Raw genomic sequence first — 11,783 nt, 5'->3', positions numbered from 1 at the left:
GGCTGGGCACCGACGACCAGGCGCGCGACGTGTTCGCCCGGGTGATCTACGGCTTCCGCATCTCGGTGCTGTTCGCCCTGACCCTCACCGTACTCAGTTCGCTCATCGGCGTCGCCGTGGGCGCGCTGCAGGGCTTCTACGGCGGCTGGACCGACCTGTTAGGCCAGCGCTTCCTGGAAATCTGGTCAGGCCTGCCGGTGCTCTACCTGTTGATCATCCTCGCCAGCTTCGTGCAGCCGGGCTTCTGGTGGCTGCTGGGGATCATGCTGCTGTTCTCCTGGATGAGCCTGGTGGACGTGGTGCGCGCCGAGTTCCTCCGCGGTCGCAACCTGGAATACGTGCGCGCTGCGCGGGCGCTGGGGATGCGCAACGGAGCGATCATGTTCCGCCATATCCTGCCCAACGCGATGATTTCCACCCTGACCTTCATGCCGTTCATTCTCACCGGCGCCATCGGCACCCTGACCTCGCTGGACTTCCTCGGCTTCGGCCTGCCCGCCGGGGCCCCCTCGCTGGGCGAACTGGTGGCCCAGGGCAAGTCCAACCTGCAGGCGCCCTGGCTCGGTATCAGCGCCTTCGTGGTGCTGGCAGTGATGCTCAGCCTGCTGGTGTTCATCGGCGAAGCCGCCCGTGATGCCTTCGACCCGAGGAAGTGAGATGACCCACAGCGAAAACCTCATCGAAGTCCGCGACCTCTCGGTGGACTTCCTTTGCGGCAACGAGACGGTCCATGCGGTGGAGAAGATCAGCTTCGACATCCGCAAGGGCGAAACCCTGGCGCTGGTGGGCGAAAGCGGCTCCGGCAAATCGGTCAGCGCCCACTCCATCCTGCGCCTGCTGCCCTACCCCACGGCCAGCCATCCCTCGGGCAGCATCCACTACGCCGGCAAGGACCTGCTGAAGCTGCCCGAGAGCAAGCTGCGCGGCATTCGCGGCAACCGCATCGCCATGGTCTTCCAAGAGCCCATGACCTCGCTGAACCCGCTGCACACCATCGAGAAGCAGATCGGCGAAGTCCTGGCCCTGCACAAGGGTATGAACACCGCACAAGCGCGGGCGCGCACCCTGGAGCTGCTCGACCTGGTCGGCATCCCCAACCCGGCCAGCCGCCTGAAGGCCTATCCCCACGAGCTCTCCGGCGGCCAGCGGCAGCGGGTGATGATCGCCATGGCACTGGCCTGCGAGCCGGAACTGCTGATCGCCGACGAGCCGACCACCGCGCTGGACGTCACCGTCCAGCTGAAGATCCTCGACCTGCTGCGCGACCTGCAGCAACGCCTGGGCATGGCACTGCTGCTGATCACCCACGACCTCAACCTGGTGCGGCGCATCGCCCACCGCGTGTGTGTCATGCAGCACGGCTGCATAGTCGAGCAGGCGCCTTGCGAGCCCCTGTTCGAGTCGCCGCAGCATCCCTACACCCGCGAACTGCTGGGCGCGGAGCCCAGCGGCAATCCGGCCGACAACCCGCCCGGCCCGCCACTGCTCAACGTGAACGACCTGCGGGTCTGGTTCCCGATCAAGAAAGGCGTGTTCCGCCGCACCGTGGACCACGTCAAGGCGGTGGACGGCATCGACTTCAGCCTGCCCCGTGGGCAGACCCTGGGCATCGTCGGCGAGAGCGGCTCGGGCAAGTCCACCCTCGGGCTGGCCATCCTGCGCCTGATCAACAGCCAGGGCGGTATCCGCTTCGAAGGCAATGACATCGAGGGCATGAACCAGAGCCAGGTGCGGCCCCTGCGCCGCGAAATGCAGGTGGTCTTCCAGGACCCCTTCGGCAGCCTCAGCCCACGCATGTCCGTGGGCCAGATCGTCGGAGAGGGCCTGGAAATCCACGGCATCGGCACGCCCGAGGAGCGCGAGCAGGCGATCATCGATGCGCTGAAGGAAGTCGGCCTCGACCCCGATACCCGCCATCGCTACCCGCACGAGTTCTCCGGCGGGCAGCGGCAGCGCATCGCCATCGCGCGGGCCCTGGTGCTCAAGCCGGCGCTGATCCTGCTGGACGAGCCAACCTCGGCCCTCGACCGAACCGTGCAGCGCCAGGTGGTGGAACTGCTCCGCCGCCTGCAGGCCAAGTACAACCTGACCTACCTGTTCATCAGCCACGACCTGGCGGTAGTCAAGGCGTTGAGCCACCAGCTGATGGTGATCCGCCACGGCAAGGTGGTCGAACAGGGCTCGGCAGAACAGGTGTTCTCCGCGCCGCAGCACGCCTACACGCAACAACTGCTGGAAGCCGCCTTCATGGTTCCGGCGCAAGCTCACTGAAGCAGGGAGAGGAATACCCGTGGGATTTCTGACCGGTAAACGCGCGCTGATCGTCGGCGTTGCCAGCAAACTCTCCATCGCCTCCGGCATCGCCGCCGCGATGCACCGCGAAGGCGCGGAACTGGCCTTCACCTACCAGAACGACAAGCTCAAGGGCCGTGTCGAGGAATTCGCCGCCGGCTGGGGCTCCCGCGCCGAACTGTGCTTCCCCTGCGACGTCGCCAATGATGCCGACATCGAGGCGGTATTCACCGAACTGGGCAAGTACTGGGACGGCCTGGACATCATCGTCCACTCCGTAGGCTTCGCACCGGGCGACCAGCTCGATGGCGACTTCACCGAAGTCACCACCCGCGATGGCTTCAGGATCGCCCACGACATCAGCGCCTACAGCTTCATCGCCCTGGCCAAGGCCGGCCGCGCCATGATGAAGGGCCGTAACGGCAGCCTGCTGACCCTCTCCTACCTCGGTGCCGAACGCACCATGCCCAACTACAACGTGATGGGCATGGCCAAGGCCAGCCTGGAAGCTGGCGTGCGCTACCTGGCCGGCAGCCTCGGCCCGGAGGGCACGCGGGTCAACGCCGTGTCAGCCGGCCCCATCCGCACCCTGGCCGCGTCAGGCATCAAGAGCTTCCGCAAGATGCTCGCTGCCAACGAACGGCAGACGCCCCTGCGCCGCAATGTGACCATCGAGGAAGTCGGCAACGCCGGCGCCTTCCTCTGCTCCGACCTGGCCAGTGGCATCAGCGGCGAAATCCTCTACGTCGATGGCGGCTTCAATACCACCGCCATGGGGCCGCTGGAAGACGAGTGATTCCTTTCGCCCGCCCATGAAAAAAGGCCGCATGTGCGGCCTTTTTTCTTTTCCGATTCCGGACTGCCGGGAGCAGTCCGGGTCGGCCATTACTTGGCGTTGTCGAATTTCTCGATCTTCGCCTGCTCCTGCAACTGACGGCGGAAGGCAGCGAAGTCTTCCTGGCCACTGCGCGACGCGAGGAAGCGCTGGTACATGGCCTTCTCTTCGTCGGTCATCTTGGCTTCCGGCTCGCTGACGCCGGACAAGCGCACCAGCACGAAGTCACCGTTGGGCAGGGCCACGCCGGACAGGCTCGGCTTGTCGGCCGACGCCGGATGCGCCATGCGGAACACGCCTTGCAGCACGACCGGCTCGACGCCTTCCTGGCTACGGGAAGCGGCTTCCACCACCTTCCAGCTCTGGCCTTCCTGATCCGCGTTCAGCGGGGTCTTGCCATCGCGCAGGCTGGCGAGCAGTGCTTCACCACGGGCCTTGGCATCGGTAGCGGCATGTTCCTGCTGCAGACGGGTGCGGATGGTTGCGCTCACCTGCTCCAGGGTTTCCTGCTCAGGCTTCTTATGCTCCTTGACCCGCAGAACAACCACGGTGTCCGGGTCCAGTTCGATCGCGCCGCTGTTGGCGCCGTCTTCCAGCACCTCGGGGCTGAACGCCGACTGGATGACCTGGCGGTTCGCAGTCACGCCCTCGCCGCCTTCACGACCGAACGGCTTGCTGGTCTGTACCTTCAGCCCCATGTCCTGGGCCGGCTGGGACAGATCGGACGCCTCGTAGGCGGCACTTTCCAGCTGCTTGGTGGCATCGACGAAGCGCTGCTCGACCAGCTGGGTCTTCACTTCCTGCTCCAGCTTCGGCTTCAGGCTCTCGAAGGTCGGAACATCCGGTGCCTCGACGCCCAGCAGCTTGATCAGATGCCAGCCGTAGGGGGTTTTCACCGGAGCGGAAACCTCGTCCTTCTTCAGCGCATAGAGCGCCTCTTCGAAGGCCGGGTCATACACACCACGACCAGCATAGCCCAGGTCGCCGCCATTGGCAGCGGAGCCAACGTCGTTGGACAGCTCCTTGGCCAGCTTGGCGAAGTCTTCGCCCTTGGCCAGGCGCGCCTTGATCTCTTCGATCTTGGCCTTGGCCTGCTGGTCGTTCTGCTTGTCGTTCACCTCGATCAGGATATGCGCGGCGTCACGCTGCTCGGCGAGACCGGCGATTTCCTTCTGGTACAGGGCATCGAGGTCTTCCTTCTTCACCTCGACCTGAGAGAAGAAAGCGGACTTCTTCAGCTCGATATAGTCGATGGTGACCTGCTCGGGGGTCATGAATTCGCTGCTATGGGCGTCGTAGTACGCCTTGATCTCGCTGTCCTCGACCTTGCTCCTGGACGGATCGGCCTTGAGGGTCAGGGTCGCGAAGTCGCGGGTCTGCTTTTCCAGGCGGGCGAAGGCCTTCAGCTCGTCATCGGTGACGAAACCGGTACCGGCGATGCCGGCGCGCAGTTGGCCGATCAGCATTTCCTCGCCGAACATCTGGCGGAACTGCATGCGGCTATAGCCCATCTGGCGAATGACCTGGTCGAAGCGGTCGGCGTTGAACTTGCCGTCCACCTGGAACTCGGGGGTCTGCAGGATCAGTTGGTCCAGCGCCTGCTGCGAGAAGGCGAACTTGTCCTTCTGGGCGGCCTGCAGGACCAGCTTGCGCTCGATGAGCGACTTCAGCGCGGAGTCCTTGAGCAGCTTGTCGTCGAGCATGGAGGCATCGAAGTCCTTGCCCAGGCGCTGCATCAGCTGGCGACGCTGCATGTCCACGGCCTGCTGCACTTCAGGCAGACCAATGTCGTCACCATTGACCTGCGCGGCGACGTTCTCGTGATGGGTTGCGCGAATGATCTGATCGAACCCGGTCAAAGCCATGAGGACAACGATCACCCCCAGGATGGTCTTGGTGATCCAGCCCTGAGAATTGTCCCTGATGTTTTGCAGCATGCGGCCCCCGAACGCGGCCACGGCCTGCCGTCAATGGCGGCGCGGCGTGGAAAAAAGGCGGATATAAGAAAGGCGCATCCGAGGATGCGCCTTCTCGTAACTGTTGGAGCGTGCGGGCATCTGCCCGTGACCCCCAGCGAATCCTACCAGCCCTGGGCCTGTAGGATCGCCGCTCCGTGATCGGCCCAACCGAAGCGGGGCCGATCCAGGTCTAGTCCAAAAAGACGCTTAGTTTACAGCATCCTTGAGGGCTTTACCGGCCTTGAAGCCCGGGATCTTAGCGGCAGCGATCTTGATCGGCTTGCCGGTTTGCGGGTTGCGACCGGTGCGAGCAGCACGCTCTTTCACGGCGAAGGTGCCGAAGCCGACCAGTACGACGGAGTCACCAGCCTTCAGGGCGCCAGTTACAGACTCGATCACCGCGTCCAGAGCGCGACCGGCAACAGCTTTCGGGATATCAGCAGATGCGGCGATAGCATCGATCAGTTCCGACTTGTTCACTCTAAGTCCCCTTATTTCTGTTGAGTATGTTTCTATGTGTTAGGTGTAAGCAAAAGCAGGTGCTGGTTTGCCAACTGACAAAGCAAGTGCCGCTTTATAACAAGGGCTCAAAAACAGTGTCAAGAAAGCCCCCCAACTAATGCGTGCTGATTCGCTCCTTGGAATCAGACTCGCGTTTCTCATCCTTTGCAACCATCTCGGGAGCCGCATCGGGCAAGGGCTCCGGGGCGTATTGCAGCGCAATTTGCAGGACCTCGTCAATCCATTTAACCGGTTTAATAACAAGATCAGCCTTAATATTGTCCGGAATTTCCCTAAGATCTCGGACATTTTCCTCGGGAATGATCACGGTCTTGATTCCACCGCGATGCGCGGCCAGAAGTTTTTCCTTCAGCCCGCCAATGGCCAGCACCTGACCCCGCAGGGTGATTTCACCGGTCATGGCAACATCGGCCCTTACCGGAATCTGCGTAATGGCAGAGACCAGTGCAGTGCACATGCCGATACCGGCGCTCGGACCGTCCTTCGGCGTAGCACCTTCCGGCACGTGGATATGGATGTCCTGCTTCTCGTGGAAGTCCGCCGGAATCCCCAGGCTCTTCGCCCGGCTGCGCACCACGGTCAACGCGGCGGTGATGGATTCGGCCATGACGTCGCCCAGCGAGCCGGTCTTGGTCAGCGCGCCCTTGCCGGGAACGATGGCCGACTCGATGGTGAGTAGTTCGCCGCCCACCTGGGTCCAGGCCAGGCCGGTCACCTGACCGATCTGGTCCTGCTGCTCGGCCAGGCCGTAGCGGAACTTGCGCACACCCAGGTAGTTCTCCAGGGTTTCAGGAGTCACCTTGGCATCGATGCGCTTGGCCTTGGCACCATCCTTCACCGCCTTGCGGCAGACCTTGGCGATCTGGCGCTCCAGGCTGCGCACGCCAGCTTCACGGGTGTAGTAACGAATGATGTCGCGGATTGCCGCCTCCTCGAAGGTCAGCTCGCCCTTCTTGAGACCATTGGCCGCAGTCTGTTTCGGTACAAGATATTTCGAAGCGATGTTGACCTTCTCGTCCTCGGTGTAACCCGGCAGGCGAATCACTTCCATACGGTCCAGCAGCGCCGCCGGAATGTTCATGGAATTCGCCGTGCAGAGGAACATCACGTCGGACAGGTCGTAATCGACTTCAAGATAGTGATCGTTGAAGTTGTGATTCTGTTCCGGGTCGAGAACCTCCAGCAGCGCCGAGGCGGGGTCGCCGCGCATGTCGCTGCCCATCTTGTCGATCTCATCCAGCAGGAACAGCGGGTTGCGCACGCCGACCTTGGTCATCTTCTGGATCAGGCGACCGGGCATGGAGCCGATGTAGGTACGACGGTGACCGCGGATTTCAGCCTCGTCACGCACGCCGCCCAGGGCCATGCGCACGAACTTGCGGTTGGTCGCCCGGGCAATGGACTCTGCCAGCGAGGTCTTGCCCACGCCGGGCGGGCCGACCAGGCAGAGCACCGGGCCTTTCAGCTTCTTCACGCGTTTCTGCACGGCGAGGTATTCGAGGATGCGTTCCTTGACCTCTTCCAGGCCGTAGTGGTCCGCATCGAGGATATCCTCGGCCTTTTCCAGGTCGTGGCGCACCTTGCTCTCGCCCTTCCACGGCACGTTCACCAGCCAGTCGATGTAGGAGCGCACCACGGTGGCCTCGGCGGACATCGGCGACATCTGCTTGAGCTTGTTCAGCTCGGCAGTGGCCTTGGCCATGGCTTCCTTGGTCAGGCCGGCGGCGTCGATGCGTTTCTTCAGCTCCTCGACTTCGTTGTGGCCTTCGTCGATGTCACCCAGTTCCTTCTGGATGGCCTTCATCTGTTCGTTCAGGTAGTACTCGCGCTGGCTGCGCTCCATCTGTTTCTTCACGCGACCACGAATGCGCTTCTCGACCTGCAGCAGGTCGATTTCGGCATCCAGCATGGCCAGCACGTGCTCGACGCGGGCGGACAGCTCGGTGATTTCGAGGATTTCCTGCTTCTGCTCGATCTTCAGCGCCATATGGGCAGCCATGGTGTCCACCAGGCGGCCGGGCTCATCGATGCTGTTGAGCGAGGACAGGACTTCCGCCGGGACCTTCTTGCCCAGCTGCACGTACTGTTCGAACTGGCTCAGCAGGCTGCGCGTGAAGACTTCGGACTCGCGCTCGCCAATGGATACCTCGTCGATGATCGAAACTTCTGCGCGGCAGTAGGCTTCCTCATCGATGAAGCGCTCTACCTGGCCGCGCTGCTCACCCTCGACCAGCACCTTGACGGTGCCGTCGGGCAGCTTCAGCAGCTGCAGGACGGTGGCCACGGTACCCATGCGGTACAGGCCGTCCGCACCCGGGTCGTCGTCGGCAGGGTTCTTCTGCGCCAGCAACAGGATCTGCTTGTCGCCGGTCATGGCGGCCTCGAGGGCCTCGATGGATTTCTCACGCCCGACGAAAAGCGGGATGACCATGTGCGGATACACCACTACGTCACGCAGGGGGAGCAGGGGCAACTCGACGAGTGTTTTCATGATATTCGGCTCTACAGCGGCACTTGGCCAAAACGATGGGATTGGACCCTTCGGCCTAAGATGGGGTTAGGACTGGGAAAAAACAAGCGCGGTAGATGGGAAGAAGAAAGGGGCCCTAGGGCCCCTTCTGGTTTCAGGCGTCAGGTGCAGCCTTGGCCGGCTGCTCGCTGTTCTCGTAGATCAGCAGCGGCTGGGACGAGCCATCGATGACACTTTCGTCGATGACCACCTTGCTGACCTCGGTCTGCGAGGGGATCTCGTACATGGTGTCGAGCAGAATGCCTTCGAGGATGGAACGCAGGCCGCGGGCGCCGGTCTTGCGGTCCAGCGCCTTGCGGGCGACGGCCTTGAGGGCGTCCGGACGGAACTCGAGGTCCACGCCTTCCATTTCGAAGAGCTTGGCGTACTGCTTGGTCAGCGCGTTCTTCGGCTCGGTCAGAATCTGCATCAGCGCAGCTTCGTCCAGCTCGTCAAGGGTCGCGATGATCGGCAGACGGCCGACGAATTCCGGGATCAGGCCAAATTTCACCAGATCTTCCGGCTCCACCTCACGCAGCGCCTCACCCACCTTCTTGCCCGCCTCCTGGCTGCGAACCTCGGCGTTGAAGCCAATGCCGCCCTTGGTGGAGCGATTCTGGATGACCTTTTCCAGGCCAGCGAACGCACCACCGCAGATGAACAGGATGTTGCGGGTGTCGACCTGCAGGAACTCCTGCTGCGGGTGCTTGCGGCCACCCTGGGGCGGCACGGAAGCCACTGTGCCTTCGATCAGCTTCAGCAGGGCCTGCTGAACGCCTTCACCGGACACGTCGCGGGTGATCGAGGGATTGTCGGATTTGCGCGAGATCTTGTCGATTTCGTCGATATAGACGATGCCCATCTGGGCCTTCTCGACGTCGTAATCGCACTTCTGCAGCAGCTTCTGGATGATGTTCTCGACGTCCTCGCCCACGTAGCCAGCCTCGGTGAGGGTGGTGGCATCGGCGATGGTGAACGGAACATTGAGCAGGCGCGCCAGGGTCTCGGCGAGCAGGGTCTTGCCCGAGCCAGTCGGCCCGATCAGCAGGATGTTGCTCTTGCCCAGCTCGACGTCGTCCTTGCGCTCACGCTGGTTCAGACGCTTGTAGTGGTTATAGACCGCTACCGCCAGCACTTTCTTTGCACGTTCCTGGCCGATCACGTACTGATCGAGGATGGTGCGGATCTCTTTCGGCGCCGGAAGCTTGTGCGCACTGCTCTCGGCCTGTGCTTCCTGCACCTCCTCGCGGATGATGTCATTGCACAGGTCGACGCACTCGTCGCAGATAAAGACCGAGGGGCCGGCAATCAGCTTGCGCACTTCGTGCTGGCTCTTGCCGCAGAAGGAGCAATACAGCAGCTTGCCGTTGTCCTCGCCGTTGCGGGTGTCAGTCATTCGATCGTTCCAATCGGGGATATACGTGAAGGACAAGATGAAGGCATTCGCAGGCATTTTCAAGCCCGCGAAGCGGCCGGATTACCGGCCGCGGTATTGCGGAGAAACTCAGCTGGCGGAAGGACGCTGAGTGAAGACCTGATCGATCAGGCCGTAGCTGACGGCCTCTTCGCCGCTCATGAAGCGGTCACGGTCGGTATCGCGGGCGATCACGTCCAGCGGCTGGCCGGTGTGATGCGCCAGCACCTGGTTCAGGCGCTCCTTGATGAAGAGGATTTCCTTGGCGTGGATCTCGATGTCCGAGGCCTGGCCCTGGAAGCCGCCCAGCGGCTGGTGGATCATCATGCGCGAATGCGGCAGGCAGTAGCGCTTGCCAGCGGCACCGCCGGCCAGCAGCAGGGCACCCATGCTGCACGCCTGGCCCACGCAGATGGTGGACACGTCGGGCTTGATGAACTGCATGGTGTCGTAGATCGACATGCCAGCGGTCACGGAGCCACCCGGGGAGTTGATGTAGAGATGGATGTCCTTGTCCGGGTTCTCGGCTTCGAGGAACAGCAGCTGGGCAACCACGAGGTTGGCCATGTAGTCCTCGACCTGGCCGACCAGGAAGATGATCCGCTCCTTCAGCAGGCGCGAATAGATGTCGTAGGAACGCTCACCGCGGGCGGATTGCTCCACCACCATCGGCACCAGACCACCCGCGGCCTGGATGTTCGGAACTTGCGGCATATAAGGATTATGCATGTCCGACGATCACTCCCTAATGAAAAATCATGTCTCTAAGACGCACAAGCCAGCCCGAAGGCTGGCTTGTGACAATCGAACGAAGCGATGGATCAGGCCGCTTGCGGAGCTTCAGCAGGCTTGACCGCTTCTTCGTAGGATACCTGCTTATCGGTCACAGTGGCCTTCTGCAGGACAGTATCTACAACTTGTTCTTCCAGTACAACCGAACGAACTTCGTTCAGTTGCTGGTCGTTCTTGTAGTACCAGGCAACAACTTGTTCCGGCTCCTGATAGGCAGAAGCCATTTCTTCGATCATCTCGCGAACGCGGGCTTCGTCGGCCTTCAGCTCGTGCTGCTTGACCAGCTCGGCAACGATCAGGCCCAGCACGACGCGGCGCTTGGCCTGCTCTTCGAACAGTTCGGCCGGCAGTTGGTCGGGCTTGATGTTGCCACCGAACTGCTGGACAGCCTGCACGCGCAGACGGTTGACTTCGTTGACGATCAGGGCCTTCGGAACTTCGATCGGGTTGGTCTCGACCAGACCTTCCATCACCTGGTTCTTCACCTTGGACTTGATGGCCTGACGCAGTTCACGCTCCATGTTCTTGCGAACTTCGGTGCGGAAACCTTCCAGAGTGCTTTCCTTCACGCCGAACAGAGCGAAGAACTCTTCGTTCAGTTCCGGCAGCTTCGGCTCGGCGACGCTGTTGACGGTAACGGCGAACTCGGCGGCTTTGCCGGCCAGGTCCAGGTTCTGGTAGTCCTCGGGGAAAGTCACGTTCAGAACGCGCTCTTCACCGGCCTTGGCGCCAACCAGGCCTTCTTCGAAGCCCGGGATCATGCGGCCGGAGCCCAGCACCAGCAGGGTGCCCTTGGCGGAACCGCCAGCGAAGGCTTCGCCATCGATCTTGCCGACGAAGTCGATGTTCACCTGGTCGTCGTTCTGAGCGGCGCGGTCAACGGCTTCGAAACGGGTGTTCTGCTTGCGCAGAATGTCCAGCATGTTGTCGAGGTCGGCATCGGCCACGTCAGCCTGCAGACGCTCGACCTTGATGCCGTCGAAACCGGCAACCTGGAACTCGGGGAAGACTTCGAAGGTAGCGACGTACTCGAGGCCCTTCTCTTTTTCGAACACTTTCGGCTCGACGGACGGAGCACCGGCCGGGTTCAGCTTCTGCTCGACCACGGCTTCGTAGAAGGTTTCCTGGATCAGGTCACCCAGTGCTTCCTGACGAGCGGAGGCTTCGTAGCGCTGACGGATGACGCTCATCGGCACCTTGCCGGGACGGAAGCCAGGAACCTTAGCGCGACGGGCAGTCTGCTGCAGACGCTTGTTGACTTCGGTCTCGATGCGCTCGGCCGGCACGCCAACGGTCATGCGGCGCTCAAGAGCGGAGGTGCTTTCAACGGAAACTTGCATGGATATTCCTCGTGGCACAGACGTAAGCCGGTCTTTCCGGCCCCCAGAATCAAGGGCAAGCATTCTAGTAGCTAGAAATGCAGAAGTCACCAAGACCGGAAGCTGCGGAAATTCACGGATG

The 11,783-nt window shown here is 62.1% G+C and carries 9 protein-coding genes; 3 read left to right on the top strand and 6 right to left on the bottom strand.

Annotation, left to right across the window (positions count from 1 at the left end):
* From J5M67_RS26120 to fabI, 3 genes are all read left to right on the top strand, one after another.
* Nucleotides 1-656 (top strand): ABC transporter permease (locus J5M67_RS26120; protein WP_207888323.1); only part of this gene is annotated, 656 nt, incomplete at its 5' end.
* A 1-nt stretch (nucleotide 657) separates the two neighbouring features.
* Nucleotides 658-2,271 (top strand): ABC transporter ATP-binding protein, encoded by a 1,614-nt coding sequence (locus tag J5M67_RS26115; RefSeq protein WP_207888322.1) that lies wholly within the window; start codon nucleotides 658-660, stop codon nucleotides 2,269-2,271.
* 19 nt (nucleotides 2,272-2,290) lie between these two features.
* Nucleotides 2,291-3,088, top strand: coding sequence for an enoyl-ACP reductase FabI (gene fabI, locus J5M67_RS26110; protein ID WP_207888321.1), 798 nt, complete (start codon nucleotides 2,291-2,293; stop codon nucleotides 3,086-3,088).
* Between the two features lie 89 nt (nucleotides 3,089-3,177).
* On the opposite strand, the gene J5M67_RS26105 is transcribed toward fabI, so the two are convergent.
* From J5M67_RS26105 to tig, 6 genes are all read right to left on the bottom strand, one after another.
* Nucleotides 3,178-5,064, bottom strand: coding sequence for a SurA N-terminal domain-containing protein (locus J5M67_RS26105; RefSeq protein ID WP_207888320.1), 1,887 nt, complete (start codon nucleotides 5,062-5,064; stop codon nucleotides 3,178-3,180).
* Between the two features lie 228 nt (nucleotides 5,065-5,292).
* Nucleotides 5,293-5,565 (bottom strand): nucleoid-associated protein HU-beta, encoded by a 273-nt coding sequence (gene hupB, locus J5M67_RS26100; protein ID WP_003087931.1) that lies wholly within the window; start codon nucleotides 5,563-5,565, stop codon nucleotides 5,293-5,295.
* A gap of 136 nt (nucleotides 5,566-5,701) precedes the next feature.
* Nucleotides 5,702-8,098 carry an endopeptidase La gene (gene lon, locus J5M67_RS26095; RefSeq protein WP_207888319.1) on the bottom strand — a complete coding sequence of 799 codons (2,397 nt, stop codon included), beginning with the start codon at nucleotides 8,096-8,098 and terminating at the stop codon, nucleotides 5,702-5,704.
* Nucleotides 8,099-8,231: 133 nt separating this feature from the next.
* Entirely contained in the window at nucleotides 8,232-9,512 is a 1,281-nt protein-coding gene (gene clpX / locus J5M67_RS26090; RefSeq protein WP_207888318.1) for an ATP-dependent Clp protease ATP-binding subunit ClpX, read from the bottom strand.
* A gap of 108 nt (nucleotides 9,513-9,620) precedes the next feature.
* A complete protein-coding gene (clpP, locus tag J5M67_RS26085) occupies nucleotides 9,621-10,259 on the bottom strand; it encodes an ATP-dependent Clp endopeptidase proteolytic subunit ClpP (protein ID WP_041711910.1) in 639 nt (212 codons plus the stop codon).
* Between the two features lie 92 nt (nucleotides 10,260-10,351).
* On the bottom strand, nucleotides 10,352-11,662 hold the full coding sequence (tig, locus tag J5M67_RS26080; protein ID WP_207888317.1) for a trigger factor: 1,311 nt from the start codon (nucleotides 11,660-11,662) through the stop codon (nucleotides 10,352-10,354).
* Between the last annotated feature and the right edge of the window lie 121 nt (nucleotides 11,663-11,783).

The sequence above is a fragment of the Pseudomonas sp. 30_B genome, from assembly GCF_017491605.1.
Lineage (GTDB): Bacteria > Pseudomonadota > Gammaproteobacteria > Pseudomonadales > Pseudomonadaceae > Pseudomonas.
This window is presented reverse-complemented; position numbering and strand designations above follow the sequence as displayed.

Bases quoted from the DNA above. Each gene is read 5' to 3' on its own strand.
- J5M67_RS26115 (WP_207888322.1), top strand. From the start codon at position 658: ATGACCCACAGCGAAAACCTCATCGAAGTCCGCGACCTCTCGGTGGAC.
- J5M67_RS26105 (WP_207888320.1), bottom strand. From the start codon at position 5,064: ATGCTGCAAAACATCAGGGACAATTCTCAGGGCTGGATCACCAAGACC.
- lon (WP_207888319.1), bottom strand. From the start codon at position 8,098: ATGAAAACACTCGTCGAGTTGCCCCTGCTCCCCCTGCGTGACGTAGTG.
- clpX (WP_207888318.1), bottom strand. From the start codon at position 9,512: ATGACTGACACCCGCAACGGCGAGGACAACGGCAAGCTGCTGTATTGC.
- clpP (WP_041711910.1), bottom strand. From the start codon at position 10,259: ATGCATAATCCTTATATGCCGCAAGTTCCGAACATCCAGGCCGCGGGT.
- tig (WP_207888317.1), bottom strand. From the start codon at position 11,662: ATGCAAGTTTCCGTTGAAAGCACCTCCGCTCTTGAGCGCCGCATGACC.